Source organism: Streptomyces sp. NPDC002868 (genome assembly GCF_055563295.1).
On the sequence record NZ_JBVHDR010000005.1, the window covers coordinates 373905 to 393452 of the forward strand.

Sequence of the window (19548 nt, forward strand, 5' to 3'; positions counted from 1 at the left end):
CGAAGGAGGGGCGGCCGTGACCGGCCGCCCCTCCCCCGTATCGCTGTGCCTTACGGCTTCGGCGTGGCGTGCGGAGCGCACGTCACATCGCTGCTGTCCAGTTTGCCGCTGAGCAGGTAGGCGTCCACCCGCTGGTTGATGCACGGGTTGACCAGGCCGGTCACACCGTGCGAGCCGGCGTCCTTCTCGATGATCAGCCGCGAACCCTTGAGCCGCTTGTGCAGCTCGACGGCGCCCTCGAGGGGAGTGGCGGCGTCACGGGTCGACTGAACGATGAGCACCTGCGGCAGACCCTTGCCCGACTTCACGTACAGCGGGGTCTGCTGCTTGGACGACCAGGTGGCGCACGGGAGGTTCATCCAGGCGTTGGCCCACGTCATGAAGGGATAGTCCTGGTGGAGCCGGGTGTTGTCCCGGTCCCACTTCCGCCAGCTGGTCGGCCACTTGGCGTCCGCGCACTCGACGGCCGTGTAGACGGCGTTGCCGTTCTCCGAGGCGATGTTGCCGGCGGTGTCGGACAGGTCGGGTGCCGCGGCGTCGACCAGTGCCTGGGTGTCACCGGCGAGGTACTTGCTCCAGGTCTGGGCGACGGGCACCCAGGAGGAGTCGTAGTACGGAGCGCTCTGGAAGAAGCCGATGAGCTCCGCCGGTCCGACGACCCCGCCGAGCGGGCTCTTCTTGGCGGTGGCCCGCAGCTTCAGCCACTGCTGCTCGACCTTCTCGGGGGTGTCCCCGATGTGGAAGGCCGCGTCGTTCTTGGCGACCCAGGCCTTCCAGTCGTCCCAGCGCATCTGGAAAGCGACGTCCTGGTCGAGGTTGGCCTCGTACCAGATCTTCTCCCGCGACGGGTTGACGACGCTGTCGACGATCATCCGGCGGACATGGCCGGGGAAGAGCGTCGCGTAGACCGCGCCGATGTACGTGCCGTAGGAGACGCCCAGGAAGTTGAGCTTCTTCTCACCAAGGGCGGCCCGGACGACATCCAGGTCGCGCGCGGTGTTCGGCGTGGTCATGTGCGGCAGCATCCAGCCGCTGCGCTCGGCGCACCCGTCCGCGTACTCCGCGGCGAGCTTGCGCTGGGCGCGCTTGTCGGCCTCGCTGTCGGGCACCGGGTCGGCCTTCGGCGCCTTGACGAACTCCTGCGGGTCGACACAGGAGATCGGCGTCGAGTGACCGACGCCCCGCGGGTCGAAGCCCACGAAGTCGTACGCCTTGGCGGTGCCCGCCCAGAGCGGGTTCTTGTTCGTGACCCGGGTCGGGAAGCGCATGCCCGAGCCGCCGGGGCCGCCCGGGTTGTAGATGAGGGCGCCTTGGCGATCGGCCTGGGAACCGGTGTTGCCGATCCGGTCGACGGCAATCTTGATCTGCTTGCCGTTCGGCCGCGCGTAGTCGAGCGGAACGCTCACCCAGCCGCACTGGATGGGCTTGGCGATCCCCCAGTCCGCCGGACAGTCCGTCCAGTCGATGCCCTTCTTGGCAGCCCGCGCGGCGGCGACCTGAACACCGCGTGCCTCGGACCAGCCACTGTTGCTGCCTTCGGCACTTGCCGCCGGAGCCGCGATCGCGCCCGCTATGAGGGTGCCCGCGACCAGAGTGCCGGCCGAGCCGAGCACTGCTGTGCGTCTCACGTAGAAATCCCCCTTCAGTTTTCGAGTCTCCGGGGGATCCTTTCGTCTGCGGGGCTTCCGGGAACAGGCCGTACTGGTGTTCTTTACCGAACCAATAACCGGTGTGAGGTGTCCCGCTGAGCGGTGCTGTCAGCCGGGCAGTTGGGCCTGCAGCACCTGATCGAGTACGCCACGAAGTTGGCGGGCGTCCGGTGCGACGGCGGTGACCAGAAAGGCCGGACCGGCGAGCGGCGTGAGGGCCGCGGTCTCGCCGAGCAGCTGCGGTTCGGCGGGCTTGTCCTCGAACTCCGGGTCCACGACGAGGAGTTGGCCCACCGCCCGGTGTCCGGCGAGGACCGCGGCGCCGTCCCAGCCGCCGGGTGCGCCCGGGCCGTAGCCGAGCTCCTGGTCGAGCAGGGGGCGTCCGGCGCGGTGGACGGTGAGGCGGGTGGCGAGGGTGCCGGACTGTTCGCCGTACCGGCCCAGGATCTGCTCTTCGCGCAGCACCAGCCGTGCGGTGGCGGCCAGTTCGACCCGCGTACGCATGCGCAGATCGCTGCCGTACGCGGAGATGAGCTGCTCCGGCAGCCAGCGCAGCTCGGCGTCCTCACCGACCGTCAGCCGCACGTCGTAGTGGGCCTGTTCGGGAGTCTGCCCGGGCAGCGCGATGGTCGCGGCGGCGGAGTCGACGAGGAGCCGCGCCCCCTCCTCCACGTCGGCCTCAATGGCGAGCCGGTCGCCGCCGAGCGGCGCGCTCATCGCGCCGACGACGGTGACGCGGGTGTACGGGCCCGTGCCGCGGGTGCGGCGCACGGCGAGCGGCCCGTCGCTCACCAGCACCGGCAGGCCGTCGCGGGTGGCGACGATGCGGGCGGTGGCCTGGATGCTCATGCGGTCCAGGCGGCGAACTGTGCGCGCACCCAGTCCGCGACCGGGCCGACGCCCTGCTCGCCCTTCAACGAGGTGAAGGCGACGGGGAGTTCACCGCGCTGTTCCTTGGCGTCGCGGGCCATGCGCTGCAGATCGGAGCCGACGTGGGGCGCGAGGTCGGTCTTGTTGATGACGAGGAGGTCTGCGGTGGTGACGCCGGGGCCGCCCTTGCGTGGGATGTCGTCGCCGCCCGCGACGTCGATGACGAAGATCTGGGCGTCGACGAGGCCCTTGGAGAAGGTCGCGGTGAGATTGTCGCCGCCGGACTCGACGAGGATCAGATCGAGCGGGCCGACGCTCTCCTCCAGATCCTCGACCGCTTCGAGGTTGGCGGAGATGTCGTCGCGGATCGCGGTGTGCGGACAGGCGCCGGTCTCGACGGCCTGGATCCGCTCGGGCGGCAGTACGGCGTGACGGAGCAGGAATTCGGCGTCCTCGCGGGTGTAGATGTCGTTGGTGACGACGGCGATGGACAGCTGGTCGCGCAGTTCAGCGCAGAGCGCGGCGACGGTGGCGGTCTTGCCGGAACCGACGGGTCCGCCGAGGCCGATGCGCAGGGCGCGCCGGTTGCCGTCGGGACGCACGGCGTCGGCGCTGACGGCGGCAGGACCGTCGTGGGAGTGGTCGAGGTGCATGGTGCGGCTCCTTGATGTCCTACGAGGCGAAGAGGCGTACGGGCCAGGCGGCATGGGCCTGAGCCGTGATGTCGAGCAACGGCGCTGATGCGGCGGGCAGCGCGTCGATGCCGTCGTGCGCGGCCCGCGCCGCCCGTTCGGCGACCTGGTCGAGTTCGGGTGCGAGGCGGGCGAGGACGGCGGTGGCCTCGAAGGGGTCCAGGCTGAGGAGGCGTACGGCAGCGGTGGCCGGGCCGCTGACCGTCTCGTACGCCGCACAGTGCGCGGCGTCCTCGGGGCCGAGCCCGGCGCAGCGGGCGGCGAGCCCGAGGACGATCGGCTGGTGGGCGCCGCGCGGGCGGGCGGCGGCCAGCGCGTCGAGTTCGGTGCTGGGCCAGGTGGAGCGGGCGGCGCGCATCATCTGCCGGCCGAGCTTGCGGGCGGTGGCGCGCAACGCGGGCGAGGGGGTACGGGCGTCGGCCGCGTCGTCCAGATCCAGCGGGTCGAGGCCCAGGGCGGCCGCGGCGGCCAGCGCCGCCGAGGTGAGGCCGGTGGTGTGCAGCCGCCCCCGGCAGAACTCCGCCAGGTCCCGGGCATCGCGGACCCGCCCCGCCTTGACGGCCGGTTCGACTCCGCCGGAGTGGGCGTGCCCACCGGCGGGAAACCGGCCGTCGGCGAGGACCAGCAGGGCTGCTCTACTCATCGCGGCTCATCAGAAGAGGAAGTAGCGCTGGGCCATGGGGAGTTCTGCGGCGGGGGCCGGCTCGACCGGCTCGCCGTCGATTCTCACCGTGAATGTGTCGGCGTCGACCTCGACTCGCGGCCGGGCGTCGTTCTCCCGCATATCGGCCTTGGTGACGTGCCGGGTGCTGGTGATCGGCATGAACTTCTTGGCCAGACCCAGGCGTTCGGGCAGTTGGTCCTCGATCGCCGCCTCGGCGACGAAGTTGACCGAGCTCACCGACGCTGCCCGCCCCAGCGCACCGAACATCGGCCTCGGCATGACGGGTTGCGGGGTCGGGATGGAGGCGTTGGCGTCGCCCATCTGCGCGTACGCGATCTGCCCGCCCTTGATGACGAGGAGCGGCTTGACGCCGAAGAACGCCGGGTCCCACAGCACCAGGTCGGCGAGCTTGCCGGTCTCCACCGAGCCGATCTCGTGGTCGAGGCCCTGTGCGACCGCGGGATTGATGGTGTATTTGGCGACATAGCGACGTGCGCGGTGGTTGTCGGCACGGCCGTCCCCTGGCAGTGCGCCCCGGCGCTGCTTCATCACATGCGCGGTCTGCCAGGTACGCATGATCACTTCGCCGACGCGGCCCATGGCCTGGGAGTCGGAGGAGATGATCGAGATGGCGCCCAGGTCGTGCAGTATGTCCTCGGCCGCGATGGTGGAGGGCCGGATCCGTGACTCGGCGAAGGCGAGGTCCTCGGGCACGGACGGGTTGAGGTGGTGGCAGACCATCAGCATGTCGAGGTGTTCCTCGATGGTGTTGACGGTGTGCGGCCGGGTCGGGTTGGTGGAGCTGGGCAGGACATACGACTCGGAGACCACGGTGATGATGTCCGGGGCGTGCCCGCCGCCCGCGCCCTCGGTGTGGTACGCGTGGATCGTGCGGCCCGCGATGGCGGCGAGGGTGTCGCCGACGAAGCCCGCCTCGTTCAGCGTGTCCGTGTGGATGGCGAGCTGCGCGCCGGTCTCCTCGCAGACGCTCAGGCAGGCGTCGATGACGGCGGGGGTCGAGCCCCAGTCCTCGTGGATCTTGAACCCGAGCGCCCCGCCGCGCAGTTGGGAGTGCATGGCCTCGCGGGACATGGTGTTGCCCTTGCCGAGCAGTCCGATGTTGACGGGCAGGGAGTCCATCGCCTCGAACATCCGGGCAAGGTGCCACGGCCCGGGCGTGATGGTGGTGGCCTTGGTGCCTTCGGCCGGTCCGGTGCCGCCGCCGACGAGGGTGGTGACGCCGGTCGCGAGGGCCTGGTCGATGATCGTCGGCGAGATGAAGTGAACGTGCGCGTCGATCGCGCCCGCGGTGACGAACTTCCCGTTGCCGGCGATGATCTCGGTCTCGGGGCCGATGACCAGGTCGGGGTGGACGCCGTCCATCGTGTCGGGGTTGCCGGCCTTGCCGATGCCCGCGATCCGTCCGTCGCGGATGCCGATGTCGGCCTTGACGATGCCCCAGTGGTCGATGATGACGACGCCGGTGACCACCGTGTCGGGTGCGCCTTCGGCACGCGTCGTACGGGACTGGCCCATGGACTCGCGGATCACCTTGCCGCCGCCGAACACAGCCTCGTCGCCCGCGAGTCCGGGTCCGCCGGAGCGGTCCTCCTCGATCTCGACGAAGAGGCCGGTGTCGGCCAGGCGGATCCGGTCGCCGGTGGTCGGGCCGAAGAGGTCGGCGTAGACAGCACGGTTGAGTTCAGGCATCGAGCGCACCTCCGGTCTCTCCCCGAAGCCCGGCGATGACGCGCAGTCCGGTGAAGGGGACGAGTTCGACGTCGACGGGGATACCGGGCTCGAAGCGCACGGCGGTGCCCGCCGCGATGTTCAGCCGCAGGCCGCGGGCGGCCGCGCGGTCGAAGTCCAGACCGGGGTTGGCCTCGGCGAAGTGGTAGTGGGAGCCGACCTGCACGGGTCGGTCGGCAGCGTTGACGACGGTGAGGCGGGTGACCTCGCGGCCCTCGTTGAGGGGAATGCGCCCTTCGGCGTAGAGGATCTCTCCGGGGATCATCGGCGGCCCTCCCCCTCAGTCGATCGGGTCGTGGACGGTGACGAGCTTGGTGCCGTCCGGGAAGGTCGCCTCGACCTGGACGTCGTGGATCATCTCGGGGACGCCTTCCATGACGTCCGCGCGGGTGAGCACCTTGCGGCCCGACGCCATGAGCTCGGCGACGGTGCGTCCGTCCCTGGCCCCTTCGAGGATGTGCGAGGTGATGAGGGCGACCGACTCGGGGTGGTTCAGCTTCACCCCTCGCGCACGGCGCTTCTCCGCAACGTCGGCTGCCACATGAATGAGCAGTCTTTCCTGCTCGTGCGGGGAGAGTTGCACGCGTCCACCTCACAGTCGTCCGGCCCGGGCCCGCCTGGGCGCAGCGGGCTACAGGTCACGTCAACGCTCCGTCGACCTGTAGACGAGCACCTCGCGGGCAGGGGTTGAACGGTAAGGCGGAATCTTTTCCGTCGCGTTAACTGATCTTTGTATCCCCCATCGACATCAGCGCCCGCAGACCGTCCTCCAGCACATCGACCTGGACATCGCCGAAGAGCGCCTGCTGGGCGATGAAGCCCTGGGCCGTGGCGATGAGCGTGCGGGCCACATGGTCGGCGGGTACGTCGGCGCCCATCAGGCCGTTGTCGCGGTACGCGTCGACGAGCTTCGCCCACACCTGGCGCATCCCGTCGTAGCCCTCCTGCAGGGTCGCGGCGAGCTGTTCGTTGCGCAGCGTCTCGGTCCACACCTGCACGATCAGCCGGGCGAAGGCCTGCCTGTCCCCGCCGGGCACCTGCTCCTCCAGCATCCGGCGCAGCACCCGGCCGAGGAGCACGTCGGGGGTCGGCGGCGGGGTGGTCCGGGCGGCCTCTTCGAAGGCTCCGCGGATCCCCGTGAAGGCTTCCTCGGCGATGGCCGTGATCAGCTCCTCCTTGCTGCGGAAGTAGCGGTAGACGGCGCCGGCCGACAGGTCTGCCTCGCGCAGGATGTCCTGCATCGATGTGGCGTGGAAGCCATTGCGGGCGAAGCAGCGGGCGGCGCCGTCGAGGATCTGGCGGCGGCGGGCGTCGAGGTGTTCCTGGGATACGCGGGCCATGCGTCAAATCTAAAACGAACATTCCTTCTTGACAAGGACGGATCCCGGCGGGACAGTGAGGCCAACCGTAAAAACGAACGATCCTTCTCTTTGAATTGAGGGTCATCATGTCCGCTACGCCCACCCGCCGCATGGTCGCGGTGATGGTGCTGATCCCCGCCGTGGTGGCGCTCGCCCTCTGGGCCTTCGCCTGGCCGGCGGCCCGTACCGCACCCCGCGACCTTCCCATCGGCATCGCAGGACCTGCCGCCGTGACCGCCCAGCTGGAGGAGCGCTTCGAGCAGCGGGAGGGATCCTTCGACGTTCACCGCTACGACGACGAGGCCGCCGCCCGCACCGCGATCGAGGACCGGGTCGTATACGGAGCGGTGGTCGTCACCGAGCGGAGCCCACAGCTGCTGACCGCGTCGGCGGCGAGCCCTGTCGTCGCCCAGCTCCTCAAGGAGGCCGTCACCTCGCAGGCTCCGGCCGGCGCCCCGGTACAGGTGACGGATGTCGTGCCGACATCCGTCGGCGACCCGCGCGGCAGCGCGCTCGGCGCGAGCATCCTGCCGCTGGCGCTGGCAGGCGTCGCGGCCGGCGCGGTCGTCACCCTGCTGCGACTGCGCGGGGCGCGCGCGGCGGCCGCGCTGATCGGCGCCTCGGTCCTGGCCGGCATCACCGCGGCCCTGCTCGCCGACAGCTGGCTCGGCGTGCTCAGCGGCTCCTGGTGGGCCGAGGCGGGAGTGCTCGCTCTGACGGTTCTCGCCACGAGTGCGGGAGTGGCCGGGCTCGGCGCTCTGATCGGCACACCGGGAGTCGCCCTCGGCGGCCTGCTGATGGTGCTGATCGGCAACCCGTTCTCCGGAGCCGCGAGCGCGCCCGAACTGCTGCCGGAACCGGCCGGAACGCTCGGCCAGATGCTGCCGCCGGGCGCGGGCGCTACGCTGCTCCGCTCGGTGGCGTACTTCGACGGCAGCGCCGCGGGGGCGGCCGTCCTCACCCTGTCGCTCTGGGCCACGCTCGGACTGGCCGCGGTGCTGACGGGCGCGCGTCGGGGCGGGCGGCCCGTCGTGGCCGCGGAACGCCGGGAAGCCACCCCCGTACCGGTCGGCTGATCCCTTCAACCGATCTCTTCGACCGATCCCTTCGACCGGCCGCGTGTCCCCGCTGTAGCGGACGGGGGCGCGCGGCCCTTTCTGTGCCCTTTGCGCAGTGGGGCGCGGTGGGGCGCGGTCAGTCGCGCCGGTCGGGGCGGCGGTGCTCGGCCGCCAGACCGAAGCGTCCCCGTTCGCCGGAAGCGGACGCGACCGAGCCGAGCGAGGACACCGAGCTGATCACCTGCTCCTCGGCAGCCTCCTGCTCCTTCTCAAGTCGTTCCAGGTCAGCGGCCGACACCAGCGCCACGAGCGGCTTCCCGTGCCGGGTCACGACGACTCGCTCCCCGCCGTAGACAACGCGGTTGATCAGTTCGGCGAGCTCTGCGCGGGCTTGCGTCACCGGAATCTCGTAGGCCATGCTCCCCATCATAACGGCCTGTACGTCCTGTACATTTTTTACAGAGGCCTCAGCCATGCCTGCGCGAGGAGAGGTACGTCATGAACCGCCCTGCCCGCCCTGCCGCCCGCTACGTCCTGCCCCAGTTCACCGAGCGCACCATCGGCGGATCCCGCACCCTTGATCCGTACTCCAAGCTGCTCGACGAGCGGATCATCTTCCTGGGCACCGTCGTCGACGACACCGCCGCCAACGATGTGATCGCACAGTTCCTGCACCTCGAGTACGCCGCCCCGGACCGGGACATCTCCCTCTACATCAACTCCCCCGGCGGCTCACTGAGCGCCATGTCCGCCATCTACGACACGATGCAGGTGGTCACCTGCGACGTGGAGACGACCTGTCTGGGGCAGGCAGCATCGACCGCCGCCCTGCTGCTCGCCGCCGGCGCCCCCGGCAAGCGGATGGCGCTGCCCGGCGCCCGGATCGTCGTCCAGCAGCCCGCGTTCGAGGAGCCGTTGCAGGGCCAGCCGTCCGATCTGGAGATCCAGGCACAGGAGTTGCTGCGGCTGCGCGCCCAACTCGCCGGGATGCTCGTACGCCACACCGGCCAGAGTCCGGAGCGGATCGCCGCCGACCTGGAGCGCGACAAGATCTTCGCGGCGCAGGACGCCAAGGCCTACGGACTGGTCGACCACGTGATCAAGAACCGCAAGACGTCACTCTCCGCCCCCGGTTCCAGGTGAGCGCCCGATGCCGCTACCCGAACTGCCGCCGCTGCCGGCGCTGACCCGCGCCGAGTGCGAGTTCATCGACAGCTATCTCGAAGTCCTCGATCTGCTGGGACGGATCAATCCGGCCCGCTCAACGCACACCTATGGAGCGCTGCGTGCGGCACAGGCGTTGGTCGGCCGGGCCACCGCGCTCAAGGACGCCCTGACGCTGATGCATATGCGCGGCGAGAGCGAGGTCCATGCGTCGACCCTCGCCGAGGCGCTCAGGGTCCTCGACGGCGAACGCAGGGCGCGCCGGGTGACAATGCCGCCCGCGTCCATGAGTTGACGAATCATCCGCTTCCGTCAACGGCCATTGGGGTACCTGCAGTCGTCCCCCATTCGGTGTAGTTGCGGTCTCCTGAATTACTACGGAGAACTTGCGCACCACGACTACCGATCTGGCGGAATGGGCTGTTCCGCTGCTGGTGCGGGAGTCCTCAGCTGTCCGTGGCCGGGCCCCAAATCAACTCTGTCCACCCGAACAGGTCAGTGGTGTCGAAGCTCACATACCGCCGTTTCGACTCGGAAATCCGGCGTGGTGTGGGTCAAGATCCCTGGGACGACAAGCCCCCGCCATCCCTGGCGGGGCGGTCCGGGCGGACGCCGAGTCCTGCCGCCGCTCCGGATGTCTGGTCGACAGAAGTGCACCGGCAGGAGTGGAGGACCCAAGCAGTACGGGACATCCGGACAGTCCGGTCGTCCCTCGGGGTGAAGCCGCATTTCGCGGCCGGGCATCTTCGTCCGTCCGAACCCGACAGGTCATCCTTCACAGGCGGCTGACGAAGGGTTGCGCATGACTGCGCAGATTCACGTCCCGTTTTTGCTGACCCGGGCAGGCGCCGTATCGGCCCTGACCCTCGCCGCCGTCGGCGGCTCAGTGCTGGTGCCGGGCGCCGCTTCCGAGGCACTCGCGGCTACGGCCCACGCCAACAAGGCACTTCAGGTTGCCTCTTCGAAGAAGGGAGCGCCGTACAAGTACGGCGCGTCGGGTCCATCCCGGTTCGACTGCTCGGGGCTGACGCTCTATTCGTACAAGAAGGCGGGCAAGAAGCTCCCACGCACCGCCCAGCAGCAGTTCAACAAGACCCGCCATGTCTCGGCGTCCTCGCGCCAGCGAGGGGATCTGGTCTTCTTCCACTCCGGCAACAGCGTCTACCACGTGGGTATCTACGCCGGCAGCGGCAAGATCTGGCACTCGCCCAAGACGGGCTCCTGGGTGAAACTCGAGAAGATCTGGACCAAGCGCGTCTGGTACGGCCGGGTGCGCTGACGGCCCCGGTGGCGCACCGGGCACGCTCCCGGTGCGCCACACCGCGTCAGTGCGCCAGCGGCTCGGCCAGCAGGGTCACGCCCAGCGCGGTGAGTGCCCCGCCGGTGACTCCTTCCACGGCGCGGGTGGTGCGCGGCCGCCGCAGCCACGTCCCGAGCCGGTCCACCAGCAGCGCCACCGCCGGGAACCAGAACAGCGCCAGGACGACGACGATCGCGGCAAGCAGCAAGGTGCGCGGCAGCACCGGCGCGCCGTCCGGCACGAACTGCGGTAGCAGGCTGAGGAAGAGGACCGGCGCCTTCGGATTGAGGACGTTGGTGAGGAAGCCCTGCCGCAGACTGCGTCCGACGCCGTCGGCCGCCTCGCCCTCCAGGTCCGGCCCGGCGGGCGCCGGACGCAGCGCGCCGCGCACCGCCCGTACCCCCAGGTAGAGCACATAGGCGCCGCCCACGATCTGCAGCGTGCGGAACAGCACCGGCACCGCGACCAGGACCGCCGCGAGCCCCGCCACCGCGAGCGCGGTGTGCACGAGCAGTCCCCCGGCGACGCCGACGGCGCAGGCCACGCCCGCACGCCGGGAGACGAGGGCGTTGCGTACGACGACGGTGAAGTCCGCGCCCGGCATGGCGACCATGCCCGCGGCGACCCCGGTGAAGGCGACGAGTTGTGCGTCCATGGCAGCCATCCTGGACCGGAGTGGGCCTTAGCGTGTACTTGGAATCTTCTAGGCCTGCCCAAAGCAATGCTTAAGGGGTGCCATGTACGACCCGACACGGCTGGCGGCGCTGGTGGCGGTCGCCGAGGCCGGTTCGATCACCCGGGCCGCAGCCCGTCTGGGCTATACCGCGCCCGCGCTCTCGCAGCAACTTGCCAAGCTGGAGCGCGAGGCGGGGGCGGCGCTGCTGGTGCGCCACCACCGCGGGGCGCGGCTGACGGCCGCGGGCGAGCTGCTGGCGACGCGGGCCCGCCGGGTGCTGGACGAGATGGAGCAGGCGCGGCACGAGCTGGCGCGGCTGGCAGGTCTGTCCGGCGGGCGGCTGCGGGTGGGCACCTTCACGACGGTCGGCATCCATCTGCTGCCGCCGGTGCTGAGCGCGTTTCGCCGTGCGCATCCGGATGTGGAGCTCGCCGTCGCGGAGTACGAACCGCCGGCCGGGGTCCTGGCCGTGGCGGCAGGCGATGTGGATCTGGCGCTGACCCATGCGTACGAACCGGGCGAACCGGCGCCGCTGCCCGCGGGTGTGGTGCTGGATCCACTGCTGGTGGAGGAATTGGTCCTGGTCACGGCGCCCGGCCATGCGCTCGCGGGCGGCTCGGGCCGGCTGCCGGTGGCCCAGCTGGCGGGCCAGCCGCTGATCAGCAGCGCTCCTTCGCATCCGTCGCGCAAGGGGGTGGAGGGGGCCTTGGCGCAGGCGGGGGCGAGCCCCGCCGTGGTCTGCGAGTCGCCGGGCTATGCGCTGGTGTGCGCGCTCGTCAGCGCGGGGCTCGGGGTGGCGGTGGTGCCGGAGATGGTCGCCGCGATGGCCGCGACGCCGCTCGGCGTACGGCAGTTGGAATCGGCGGCGTTCCGGCGGACGATCTCGGTGGCACACCGCGGCGAGGAGTCGGGTCCGGCTGCCGAGTCACTGCGGGCTCTGCTGCGCGGCGCGTTCGGCCGCGCGGGAAACTGACCGCCGGGCCGTGATCAGCTCTGCACCGGTACGGTCCACGGCAGGACGATCCAGACGGTCTTGCCGCCCTCCGGGGTCGGGGTGACCAGGAGCTGTCCGCCGCACTCCGCGGTGAGGCTGCGGATGATGACCATGCCGCGGCCGTTGTCCTGGCGGACGGCGGCGGGCAGCCGCTGCGGCCAGCGGGGGTGACTGTCGGTGACACCGATGCGCAGCTCCTCGTCCCGCTCGAGACGCAGGTCCACGGTAAAAGTGGGCGACTGGCCGAAGGTGTGCTGAACGGCGTTGGTGGCGAGTTCGGAGACGATCAGACGGACGGTGTCGACGGCTTCGGTCTCGACCGGCAGGCCCCATTCGGAGACGACGTCGGTGGCATATCTCCGGGCGGCGGAGACCGAGGCGGGGGCGCTCGGCAGAGTGACGGAGGCTTCCTGATGGTCTGCCATGGCGACGCTGTCCCTTTCCCACCGGGGCCGGGCTCCGACTCGTAGCGGATGAATGCGAGGACGGCCACGGATTGCGCTTCGCGCCAGAGTGCCACCTATCGTGCCGTCAGGGGCGGCGATCCACCAAGATGTGCATATATCTGTCGCCCAAAGCGGTGAACTCTGCTACGCGAGACCGTATTTGGGCGACTCACCCACGATTTGGGCACTGTCGGGAAGGAGCGGGAGATGCGGCACGGCCCCGCGGTGCGCCGTCGCAAACTCGGCGAGGAGCTGCGGAGGCTGCGCCTGGACGCGGGCCTCACCAGCCGGGAGGCCGGGCGGCTGGCGGGCTGGCACCAGTCGAAGGTGAGCCGGATCGAGACCGGCGCCAGCGGGGTCAAGGCGGCCGATGTGACCCTGCTGCTGGAAGTGTACGGCGTCAGTGATCCTCAACTGCGGTCGCTGCTCGAGACCTTGGCGGGCGCGGCGGACGGTGCGGGCGGCGGCTGGTGGCATGCGTTCCGCGGGCTGATCCCGCCCGAGTACCGGGACTTCATCAGTCTGGAGGCCAATGCATGTGCGGCGCGCACGCTGGAGACCTCGGTGGTGCCGGGCCTGTTGCAGACGCCCGACTACGCACGTGGGGTGACCCGCGCGGCGTTGGAGGAGCTGCCTGTGGAGACCGTCAACTCGCTGGTGGAGGTGCGGATCGCCCGCCAGTCGGTGCTGCGCGCGGAGAGGCCGCTGGAGCTGAGCGCGGTGCTCGACGAGGCGGCGCTGCGGCGCGAGGTGGGCGGCTGTCGAGTGATGCGCGAGCAACTGCGGCAGCTGGCTGAGACGGCACAACTGCCCCATGTGCGGCTCCAGGTACTGCCGTTCTCGGTCGGCGGCTACGTAGGGCTCACGGGCCCTTTCGTAATCTTCTCCTTTCCGACCACTTCTGATCTGGACGTGGTTGTTCTCGACCACTTGACGAGTAGCCTCTACCTCGAGCGGAAAGAGGACTTGGAGGTGTACAGCGCCGCCTTCCAAACGATGCAGAAGCGTGCTCTGTCACCAGCGGACTCATTGGATCTCATCGCACGGATCAGTGACGGCGCATAGGAGGCACCCCCCACATGTCCGATCGCCTCGCACAGGACTCACTACGGTGGCGGCGCAGCAGCCGCAGCACAGGAATGAACAACTGCGTCGAGGCGGCCCGGCTGCCCGACGACACGCTCGCGGTAAGGGATTCCAAGAACATCGCGCGGCAGGCCCTGCGTTTCTCGCCGCAGGCCTGGTCCCGCTTTTTGACCGCGGTCCACGAGGAGACCGTCAATTGACCGTCGGTTGACGGTCAATTGACGGGCGCGGTCCCGATGATCGTGGTGATCGCCGCCTCGATCTGCTGAGCCGTCAGATCTGCCCTCGCCGTGAGCCTGATCCGGGAGATGCCGTCCGGCACCGACGGAGGGCGGAAACAACCCACGACGAGCCCGGCGGCGCGGCAGTCCGCGGCCCAGCGCAGCGCGGACTCCGGGGACGGCGCCCGTACGGAGACGACGGCGGCGTCCGGTCGTGCGGCGGTCAGGCCCGCGTCCGTGAGCCGACGGTGCAGGGTCGCGGCGACCGTGCGGGCCCGCTCGGCCAGCGCCGGTTCACGGCCGAGGAGTCGCAGGCTCGCCAGCGCGGCTCCCGCGGCGGCGGGCGCCAGGCCCGTGTCGAAGATGAACGTACGGGCGGTGTTGACCAGGTGGTCGATCACCCGGGCCGGGCCGAGGACCGCTCCGCCCTGGCTGCCCAGGGACTTGGAGAGGGTGAGCGTGGCGACGACGCCTGCGCCGCCCGCGATGCCCGCGGCGTTCAGCGCTCCGCGCCCTCCGTCGCCGAGTACGCCGAGACCGTGCGCGTCGTCGACGAGCAGCGCGGCGCCGTGCTCACTGCACGCCTTGGCGAGGTCCGTCAGCGGAGCGGCGTCGCCGTCCACCGAGAAGACCGAGTCGGTGACCGCGAGGGCGCGCCGCCCGGGGTCCGCGTCGAGCGTCTTGCGTACGGCGTCGACGTCTGCGTGCGGGACGACCGCGGTCTCCGCGCGCGAGAGCCGGCAGCCGTCCACGATCGAGGCGTGGTTGCCAGCGTCGGAAACGATCAGCGAGCCGCGGCCGCTCAGCGCGGTCACGGCGGCGAGGTTCGCGGCATAGCCGGAGGACAGCACCAGAGCTGCCTCGAATCCGCAGAAGGCGGCAAGCTCCCGCTCCAGCTCGGCGTGGAGCGCTGTGCTGCCCGTGACCAGCCGGGAGCCGGTGGCCCCCGCGCCCCAGCGGCGGGCCGCCTCAGCCGCCGCGCTGGTGATCTCCGGACGACGGGTGAGACCCAGGTAGTCGTTGCTGGCGAGATCCAGCAGCTCGGAATCGGCGGTGCGCGGCCGCAGCGTACGCACGAGACCCGCACGCTCACGGCGGCGCGACTCGTCGTCGATCCAGTCGAAAGGATCCTGGGGCATGGTGGTCCGGTCCTTTTGTAGGCAGCGCACAGACCCTAACCGGGCTCACTCGAAGAGCGGATGTGGCCATGCACACACCTCAAACATGCTCTGTTGTGGGGTTCCTCCTTGGCCCCGACGTGTGCCGTACGTCAGGATCTGCGCCATGGACCTGCTGAACACGCTGGTGGAGAAGGGGTTGCGGCGCGAGCTGCCGACCCGTGAAGAAGCGCTCGCCGTGCTGGCGACCTCCGACGACGATCTGCTCGAAGTGGTGGCCGCGGCCGGCAAGGTACGCCGCCAGTGGTTCGGGCGTCGGGTGAAGCTGAACTATCTCGTCAACCTGAAGTCGGGACTGTGCCCCGAGGACTGCTCGTACTGCTCTCAGCGGCTCGGCTCCAAGGCCGAGATCCTCAAGTACACCTGGCTGAAGCCCGACGAGGCCTCGCAGGCAGCCGCGGCGGGGGTGGCGGGCGGCGCCAAGCGGGTCTGCCTGGTGGCCAGCGGCCGCGGCCCGACGGACCGCGACGTCGACCGGGTCTCCAAGACGATCGAGGCGATCAAGGAGCAGAACGAGGGCGTCGAGGTCTGCGCCTGTCTCGGGCTGCTCTCAGGTGGGCAGGCGGAGCGGCTGCGGGCCGCGGGCGCCGACGCGTACAACCACAACCTCAACACGTCCGAGGGAACATACGGGGACATCACCACCACCCACACGTACGCCGATCGGGTGGACACGGTGCACCAGGCGCAGGCCGCGGGTCTCTCCGCCTGCTCCGGGCTGATCGCGGGCATGGGCGAGAGCGACGATGACCTGGTCGATGTCGTCTTCTCGCTGCGCGAGCTGGACCCGGACTCGGTGCCGGTGAACTTCCTGATCCCGTTCGAGGGCACGCCGCTCGCCAAGGAGTGGAACCTCACCCCGCAGCGCGCGCTGCGCATCCTGGCCATGGTCCGGTTCGTCTGCCCGGACGTGGAGGTACGGCTCGCGGGCGGGCGCGAGGTGCATCTGCGCTCGATGCAGCCGCTCGCGCTGCACCTGGCCAACTCGATCTTCCTCGGCGACTACCTCACCAGCGAGGGGCAGGCCGGGCAGACCGACCTCGACATGATCGCGGACGCGGGGTTCGAGGTGGAGGGCGCGGGCACGACGACGCTGCCGGAACACCGTACGGACAGCGCGGCCGGGGGCGGCTGCGGTTCGCACTCCGGCGGGTGCGCGCCATGCGGTGACAGCGAGCCCGCCGCTCAGGTGCCGGCGGCACAGGCGCCGGGCGCCCGTTCGGATCTGGTCGCGGTACGCCGCCGTGGCGCCGGCACCGATCTGGCGCCCAATGCCTGAGTCGGGTCTCGGCCCCGGCGAGCTGCTGGCCCTGGACCGGGCGCATGTCTGGCATCCGTACGGCCCCATGCCCGGGCGCAGTGATCCGCTGATCGTCGAGTCGGCGTCCGGGGTACGGCTGCGGCTGGCCGAACCGGTCCACGGGCAGCGCGAGTTGATCGACGGCATGTCGTCCTGGTGGTCGGCGATCCACGGCTACAACCACCCGGTGCTCAACGAGGCGGCGCACAGCCAGCTGGAGCGGATGAGCCATGTGATGTTCGGCGGGCTCACGCACGAGCCCGCCGTACGGCTGGCGGCCCGGCTGGTCGAGATCACGCCCGAGCCGCTGCGCCATGTCTTCCTCTGCGACTCGGGCTCGGTCTCGGTCGAGGTCGCGGTGAAGATGTGCCTGCAGTACTGGCGCTCGGTGGGGCGGCCGGCCAAGCAGCGCCTGCTGACGTGGCGGGGCGGGTACCACGGGGACACCTGGCAGCCGATGTCGGTGTGCGACCCCGAGGGCGGGATGCACGAGCTGTGGTCGGGGGTGCTGCCGCGCCAGATCTTCGTGGATGCGCCTCCGGTCGCCTTCGAGGAGTCGTACGCACAGCAGCTGCGCGACGCCGTCGCGCGGCACGCGGACGAGCTGGCCGCGGTGATCGTGGAGCCCGTGGTGCAGGGGGCCGGCGGGATGCGGTTCCACTCCCCCGAGTATCTGCGGGTGCTGCGGGCGGCGTGCGACGAGCACGGCGTGCTGCTGATCTTCGACGAGATCGCGACGGGGTTCGGCCGTACGGGCGCGCTGTTCGCGGCTGAGCACGCGGGGGTCTCGCCGGATGTGATGTGCCTGGGCAAAGCGCTGACCGGCGGCTATCTCACCATGGCGGCGACGCTGTGCACCTCGCGGGTGGCGGACGGCATCTCCCAGGGCGAGGTGCCGGTACTGGCGCACGGCCCGACGTTCATGGGCAACCCGCTGGCTTCGGCGGTGGCCTGCGCATCGATCGATCTGCTGCTCGGCCAGGACTGGCAGCAGGAGGTCAAGCGAATCGAGACCGCACTGGCCCAGGAGCTGGCGCCGGCGCGCGGGCTGCCGGGTGTGAAGGACGTACGGGTGCTGGGGGCGATCGGCGTCGTACAGCTGGACCACGAGGTGGACATGGCGGCGGCGACGGAGGCGGCGGTGCGCGAGGGGGTGTGGCTGCGGCCCTTCCGGGACCTGATCTACACCATGCCGCCGTTTGTGTCGGCTGACGAGGACGTGGCCCGGATAGTGCGGGCGGTGTGCGCGTCGGCGGCGTCGGGGTGATCCCCACACAAGGGTACGGATGCGGGACAGGGCAAGGAGCGGGATGAGCGTCGTCGTCGTCAGCGGGACCGGGACCGAGATCGGCAAGACCGTCGTGACCGCGGCCGTCGCCTCGGTCTTCCGGGCGCAGGGGCGGTCCGTCGCCGTCGTCAAACCGGCGCAGACCGGGGTCGCACCCGGTGAGCCGGGGGACGTGGCCGAGGTCGCTCGGCTGGCGGGGGCGGTAACCGGGGTTGAACTCGCCCGGTTTCCCGAGCCGTTGGCCCCTGCGACCGCCGCGCGGAGGGCCGGGATGGCGACGGTGCGGCCGCGGGACGTGGTCGAGGCAGTCGAGAAGCTGGCCGCGGAGCATGACCTCGTGCTGGTCGAGGGGGCCGGGGGGCTGCTCGTGCGGTTCGACGAGGACGGGGGGTCGCTCGCCGATGTCGCCCGGCTGCTGGGCGCGCCCGTGCTGGTCGTCGCACCCGCCGGTCTTGGCACACTCAATGCGGTGGCGCTGACCGCCGAGGCCCTGCGGGCACGGGAGTTGGAGCAGCTCGGCGTGGTGGTCGGGAGCTGGCCCGGCGAACCGGATCTGGCCGCGCGGTGCAATCTCGCGGATCTGCCCGAGGCCGCGGGCGCGCCCCTGCTGGGGGCCGTGCCGGAAGGGGCGGGTGCGCTGGCGCCCGCCGAGTTCCGTGCACGGGCCGGGAGTTGGCTCGCGGGCCGGCTCGGCGGCGAGTGGGACGCCCAGGCGTTCACCGCCGCCGTACGCTGATTCCTCATGCGAGCCCGAATCGACGAGATCGTCTTCGACTGCCACGACCCTGCTCGTCTGGTGCGCTTCTGGGCGTCCCTGCTCGGCGGGGACCCGGTGGACCGCAGCGCCGACTGGTCGTACATCGATCCGCCCGGTTTCGTACGGGTCGCCTTCCAGCGCGTGCCGGAGGGCAAGGCGGCCAAGAACCGGCTCCATCTCGATCTGGACGCGGGCGAGGTGGACGAGGCGGCAGACGAGGCCGTGCGGCTCGGCGCCGCACGGCTCGGCGCGGTCGTCACCAACGATCACGGAAGGTTCCAGGTCCTGACCGATCCCGAGGGGAACGAGTTCTGCTTTGTCGCCGCAGGGGGACAATGACGGTGAGCGCACCGCCGTTCCGAGGAGGCCCGCAATGCCCCTGCGCAGCACCAAAGTGCCCCGGGACGCCGTCCATCACCCGGTGTTCGCCCGCGTCTACGCCAAGGTCAGCGTGGCGGCCGAAACGAACGCGGGTATCGCCGCCTACCGCAAGGAACTGCTGTCCGGGCTGTCCGGCAGGGTGATCGAGATCGGCGCGGGCAACGGTCTGAACTTCGCGCACTACCCGTCGGCCGTCTCCGAGGTCGTGGCGCTCGAACCGGAGCGCAGCCTGCGGCACTTGGCGGCGCAGGCCGCGCGGAACGCCGAGGTCCCGGTGGACGTGGTGCCGGGGGCTGCCGAGGCGCTGCCGGTCAAGAGTGAGGCATTCGACGCGGCCGTGGTGTCACTGGTGCTGTGTTCCGTACGGGATCTGCCGCGGGCGCTCGCCGAGATCAGGCGGGTCCTGCGGCCGGAGGGTGAGCTGCGGTTCTTCGAGCACGGTCTGGCCGAGACCAAGGGCATGGCACGGACCCAGCGTGCCCTGGACCGCACGGTGTGGCCGCTGCTGTTCGGCGGGTGTCACACCGCGCGGGACACCATCGCCGCGATCGAGGCGGCGGGCTTCGAGCTCGGGACGTATCGCAGGCTGCAGGTGCCCGAGAAGGGCATACGGCTGCCTTCGTCCCCCTGTGTGCTGGGCGTGGCGCGGCGGCCCTTCAGCGATACCGCGGGTGCGTGATCACCGGCTCGCGTGTGATCACCGGCTCGCGCGTG

The 19548-nt window shown here is 70.6% G+C and carries 24 protein-coding genes and 1 riboswitch; of the genes, 12 read left to right on the top strand and 12 right to left on the bottom strand.

What is annotated here, in order from left to right:
• Positions 1 to 50 precede the first annotated feature (50 nt).
• The 8 genes from ACZ3H8_RS18375 to ACZ3H8_RS18410 all read right to left on the bottom strand — a co-directional run bounded on the left by ACZ3H8_RS18375 (position 51) and on the right by ACZ3H8_RS18410 (position 6964).
• Positions 51 to 1628 carry an alpha/beta hydrolase gene (locus ACZ3H8_RS18375; RefSeq protein ID WP_467402947.1) on the bottom strand — a complete coding sequence of 526 codons (1578 nt, stop codon included), beginning with the start codon at positions 1626 to 1628 and terminating at the stop codon, positions 51 to 53.
• Positions 1629 to 1757: 129 nt separating this feature from the next.
• Entirely contained in the window at positions 1758 to 2498 is a 741-nt protein-coding gene (locus tag ACZ3H8_RS18380; RefSeq protein ID WP_467402948.1) for an urease accessory protein UreD, read from the bottom strand.
• A complete protein-coding gene (gene ureG / locus ACZ3H8_RS18385) occupies positions 2495 to 3172 on the bottom strand; it encodes an urease accessory protein UreG (RefSeq protein ID WP_467402951.1) in 678 nt (225 codons plus the stop codon). The genes ACZ3H8_RS18380 and ureG overlap by 4 nt, the downstream gene beginning before the upstream one ends.
• 19 nt (positions 3173 to 3191) lie before the next feature.
• Complete coding sequence (locus ACZ3H8_RS18390; protein WP_467402952.1) at positions 3192 to 3854, bottom strand: urease accessory protein UreF; 663 nt, start codon at positions 3852 to 3854, stop codon at positions 3192 to 3194.
• Between the two features lie 9 nt (positions 3855 to 3863).
• Entirely contained in the window at positions 3864 to 5585 is a 1722-nt protein-coding gene (locus ACZ3H8_RS18395) for an urease subunit alpha (protein WP_467402954.1), read from the bottom strand.
• Entirely contained in the window at positions 5578 to 5889 is a 312-nt protein-coding gene (locus ACZ3H8_RS18400) for an urease subunit beta (RefSeq protein WP_467402957.1), read from the bottom strand. The genes ACZ3H8_RS18395 and ACZ3H8_RS18400 overlap by 8 nt, the downstream gene beginning before the upstream one ends.
• Before the next feature lie 15 nt (positions 5890 to 5904).
• Positions 5905 to 6207, bottom strand: a complete 303-nt coding sequence (locus tag ACZ3H8_RS18405; RefSeq protein ID WP_307664848.1) for an urease subunit gamma — start codon at positions 6205 to 6207, stop codon at positions 5905 to 5907.
• 136 nt (positions 6208 to 6343) lie between these two features.
• The gene (locus tag ACZ3H8_RS18410) at positions 6344 to 6964 is read right to left on the bottom strand and encodes a TetR/AcrR family transcriptional regulator (RefSeq protein WP_467402960.1); all 621 of its coding nucleotides are present in this window, start codon (positions 6962 to 6964) and stop codon (positions 6344 to 6346) included.
• A gap of 107 nt (positions 6965 to 7071) precedes the next feature.
• On the opposite strand from ACZ3H8_RS18410, the gene ACZ3H8_RS18415 reads away from it, so the two are divergent.
• Complete coding sequence (locus tag ACZ3H8_RS18415; RefSeq protein ID WP_467402962.1) at positions 7072 to 8061, top strand: ABC transporter permease; 990 nt, start codon at positions 7072 to 7074, stop codon at positions 8059 to 8061.
• A gap of 118 nt (positions 8062 to 8179) precedes the next feature.
• Here ACZ3H8_RS18415 and ACZ3H8_RS18420 read toward each other — a convergent pair whose 3' ends face one another.
• Entirely contained in the window at positions 8180 to 8461 is a 282-nt protein-coding gene (locus ACZ3H8_RS18420) for a type II toxin-antitoxin system Phd/YefM family antitoxin (RefSeq protein ID WP_398986119.1), read from the bottom strand.
• Between the two features lie 80 nt (positions 8462 to 8541).
• On the opposite strand from ACZ3H8_RS18420, the gene ACZ3H8_RS18425 reads away from it, so the two are divergent.
• From ACZ3H8_RS18425 to ACZ3H8_RS18435, 3 genes are all read left to right on the top strand, one after another.
• Positions 8542 to 9186: an ATP-dependent Clp protease proteolytic subunit gene (locus tag ACZ3H8_RS18425; protein WP_467402965.1), complete on the top strand. Its 645-nt coding sequence runs from the start codon at positions 8542 to 8544 to the stop codon at positions 9184 to 9186.
• A 7-nt stretch (positions 9187 to 9193) separates the two neighbouring features.
• The gene (locus tag ACZ3H8_RS18430; protein ID WP_398986123.1) at positions 9194 to 9502 is read left to right on the top strand and encodes a hypothetical protein; all 309 of its coding nucleotides are present in this window, start codon (positions 9194 to 9196) and stop codon (positions 9500 to 9502) included.
• A gap of 349 nt (positions 9503 to 9851) precedes the next feature.
• A riboswitch (cyclic di-AMP (ydaO/yuaA leader) is annotated at positions 9852 to 10006 on the top strand.
• A 3-nt stretch (positions 10007 to 10009) separates the two neighbouring features.
• Positions 10010 to 10486, top strand: coding sequence for a C40 family peptidase (locus tag ACZ3H8_RS18435; RefSeq protein ID WP_467402967.1), 477 nt, complete (start codon positions 10010 to 10012; stop codon positions 10484 to 10486).
• 46 nt (positions 10487 to 10532) lie between these two features.
• Here the strand turns inward: ACZ3H8_RS18435 and ACZ3H8_RS18440 are convergent, their stop codons facing one another.
• The gene (locus ACZ3H8_RS18440; RefSeq protein WP_467402970.1) at positions 10533 to 11162 is read right to left on the bottom strand and encodes a LysE family translocator; all 630 of its coding nucleotides are present in this window, start codon (positions 11160 to 11162) and stop codon (positions 10533 to 10535) included.
• Between the two features lie 82 nt (positions 11163 to 11244).
• Here ACZ3H8_RS18440 and ACZ3H8_RS18445 point away from each other — a divergent pair, with 82 nt between their 5' ends.
• Positions 11245 to 12156, top strand: coding sequence for a LysR family transcriptional regulator (locus ACZ3H8_RS18445; RefSeq protein WP_467402973.1), 912 nt, complete (start codon positions 11245 to 11247; stop codon positions 12154 to 12156).
• A gap of 14 nt (positions 12157 to 12170) precedes the next feature.
• On the opposite strand, the gene ACZ3H8_RS18450 is transcribed toward ACZ3H8_RS18445, so the two are convergent.
• Positions 12171 to 12602, bottom strand: coding sequence for an ATP-binding protein (locus tag ACZ3H8_RS18450; RefSeq protein WP_467402975.1), 432 nt, complete (start codon positions 12600 to 12602; stop codon positions 12171 to 12173).
• Between the two features lie 228 nt (positions 12603 to 12830).
• Between ACZ3H8_RS18450 and ACZ3H8_RS18455 the strand changes: the two genes are divergently transcribed.
• Together ACZ3H8_RS18455 and ACZ3H8_RS18460 are read left to right on the top strand one after the other, a co-directional pair.
• Positions 12831 to 13688 (top strand): helix-turn-helix domain-containing protein, encoded by an 858-nt coding sequence (locus ACZ3H8_RS18455; RefSeq protein ID WP_467402977.1) that lies wholly within the window; start codon positions 12831 to 12833, stop codon positions 13686 to 13688.
• Positions 13689 to 13702: 14 nt separating this feature from the next.
• The gene (locus ACZ3H8_RS18460; RefSeq protein WP_467402980.1) at positions 13703 to 13909 is read left to right on the top strand and encodes a DUF397 domain-containing protein; all 207 of its coding nucleotides are present in this window, start codon (positions 13703 to 13705) and stop codon (positions 13907 to 13909) included.
• A gap of 14 nt (positions 13910 to 13923) precedes the next feature.
• On the opposite strand, the gene ACZ3H8_RS18465 is transcribed toward ACZ3H8_RS18460, so the two are convergent.
• On the bottom strand, positions 13924 to 15069 hold the full coding sequence (locus ACZ3H8_RS18465; RefSeq protein ID WP_467402982.1) for an 8-amino-7-oxononanoate synthase: 1146 nt from the start codon (positions 15067 to 15069) through the stop codon (positions 13924 to 13926).
• Between the two features lie 145 nt (positions 15070 to 15214).
• On the opposite strand from ACZ3H8_RS18465, the gene bioB reads away from it, so the two are divergent.
• Genes bioB through ACZ3H8_RS18490 form a run of 5 tightly spaced genes read left to right on the top strand, consistent with a single transcriptional unit; the run spans position 15215 to position 19513 of the window.
• A complete protein-coding gene (gene bioB / locus ACZ3H8_RS18470) occupies positions 15215 to 16387 on the top strand; it encodes a biotin synthase BioB (protein ID WP_467402985.1) in 1173 nt (390 codons plus the stop codon).
• Complete coding sequence (locus ACZ3H8_RS18475) at positions 16380 to 17675, top strand: adenosylmethionine--8-amino-7-oxononanoate transaminase (protein ID WP_467402987.1); 1296 nt, start codon at positions 16380 to 16382, stop codon at positions 17673 to 17675. The genes bioB and ACZ3H8_RS18475 overlap by 8 nt, the downstream gene beginning before the upstream one ends.
• 43 nt (positions 17676 to 17718) lie before the next feature.
• Positions 17719 to 18432, top strand: coding sequence for a dethiobiotin synthase (bioD, locus tag ACZ3H8_RS18480; RefSeq protein WP_467402990.1), 714 nt, complete (start codon positions 17719 to 17721; stop codon positions 18430 to 18432).
• 6 nt (positions 18433 to 18438) lie between these two features.
• Entirely contained in the window at positions 18439 to 18792 is a 354-nt protein-coding gene (locus ACZ3H8_RS18485) for a VOC family protein (protein WP_467402992.1), read from the top strand.
• Positions 18793 to 18826: 34 nt separating this feature from the next.
• On the top strand, positions 18827 to 19513 hold the full coding sequence (locus tag ACZ3H8_RS18490) for a class I SAM-dependent methyltransferase (protein WP_467402994.1): 687 nt from the start codon (positions 18827 to 18829) through the stop codon (positions 19511 to 19513).
• Positions 19514 to 19548: the final 35 nt, after the last annotated feature.

Excerpts from the sequence above, each read along its gene's own strand:
- ACZ3H8_RS18390 (WP_467402952.1), bottom strand. The coding sequence starts at position 3,854 with ATGAGTAGAGCAGCCCTGCTGGTCCTCGCCGACGGCCGGTTTCCCGCC.
- ACZ3H8_RS18400 (WP_467402957.1), bottom strand. The coding sequence starts at position 5,889 with ATGATCCCCGGAGAGATCCTCTACGCCGAAGGGCGCATTCCCCTCAAC.
- ACZ3H8_RS18490 (WP_467402994.1), top strand. The coding sequence starts at position 18,827 with ATGCCCCTGCGCAGCACCAAAGTGCCCCGGGACGCCGTCCATCACCCG.
- bioB (WP_467402985.1), top strand. The coding sequence starts at position 15,215 with ATGGACCTGCTGAACACGCTGGTGGAGAAGGGGTTGCGGCGCGAGCTG.
- ACZ3H8_RS18450 (WP_467402975.1), bottom strand. The coding sequence starts at position 12,602 with ATGGCAGACCATCAGGAAGCCTCCGTCACTCTGCCGAGCGCCCCCGCC.
- ACZ3H8_RS18380 (WP_467402948.1), bottom strand. The coding sequence starts at position 2,498 with ATGAGCATCCAGGCCACCGCCCGCATCGTCGCCACCCGCGACGGCCTG.
- ACZ3H8_RS18420 (WP_398986119.1), bottom strand. The coding sequence starts at position 8,461 with ATGGCCTACGAGATTCCGGTGACGCAAGCCCGCGCAGAGCTCGCCGAA.
- ACZ3H8_RS18435 (WP_467402967.1), top strand. The coding sequence starts at position 10,010 with ATGACTGCGCAGATTCACGTCCCGTTTTTGCTGACCCGGGCAGGCGCC.
- ACZ3H8_RS18410 (WP_467402960.1), bottom strand. The coding sequence starts at position 6,964 with ATGGCCCGCGTATCCCAGGAACACCTCGACGCCCGCCGCCGCCAGATC.
- ACZ3H8_RS18425 (WP_467402965.1), top strand. The coding sequence starts at position 8,542 with ATGAACCGCCCTGCCCGCCCTGCCGCCCGCTACGTCCTGCCCCAGTTC.
- ACZ3H8_RS18415 (WP_467402962.1), top strand. The coding sequence starts at position 7,072 with ATGTCCGCTACGCCCACCCGCCGCATGGTCGCGGTGATGGTGCTGATC.
- ACZ3H8_RS18455 (WP_467402977.1), top strand. The coding sequence starts at position 12,831 with ATGCGGCACGGCCCCGCGGTGCGCCGTCGCAAACTCGGCGAGGAGCTG.
- ACZ3H8_RS18465 (WP_467402982.1), bottom strand. The coding sequence starts at position 15,069 with ATGCCCCAGGATCCTTTCGACTGGATCGACGACGAGTCGCGCCGCCGT.
- ACZ3H8_RS18430 (WP_398986123.1), top strand. The coding sequence starts at position 9,194 with ATGCCGCTACCCGAACTGCCGCCGCTGCCGGCGCTGACCCGCGCCGAG.
- bioD (WP_467402990.1), top strand. The coding sequence starts at position 17,719 with ATGAGCGTCGTCGTCGTCAGCGGGACCGGGACCGAGATCGGCAAGACC.
- ureG (WP_467402951.1), bottom strand. The coding sequence starts at position 3,172 with ATGCACCTCGACCACTCCCACGACGGTCCTGCCGCCGTCAGCGCCGAC.
- ACZ3H8_RS18475 (WP_467402987.1), top strand. The coding sequence starts at position 16,380 with ATGCCTGAGTCGGGTCTCGGCCCCGGCGAGCTGCTGGCCCTGGACCGG.
- ACZ3H8_RS18395 (WP_467402954.1), bottom strand. The coding sequence starts at position 5,585 with ATGCCTGAACTCAACCGTGCTGTCTACGCCGACCTCTTCGGCCCGACC.
- ACZ3H8_RS18445 (WP_467402973.1), top strand. The coding sequence starts at position 11,245 with ATGTACGACCCGACACGGCTGGCGGCGCTGGTGGCGGTCGCCGAGGCC.
- ACZ3H8_RS18460 (WP_467402980.1), top strand. The coding sequence starts at position 13,703 with ATGTCCGATCGCCTCGCACAGGACTCACTACGGTGGCGGCGCAGCAGC.
- ACZ3H8_RS18440 (WP_467402970.1), bottom strand. The coding sequence starts at position 11,162 with ATGGACGCACAACTCGTCGCCTTCACCGGGGTCGCCGCGGGCATGGTC.
- ACZ3H8_RS18485 (WP_467402992.1), top strand. The coding sequence starts at position 18,439 with ATGCGAGCCCGAATCGACGAGATCGTCTTCGACTGCCACGACCCTGCT.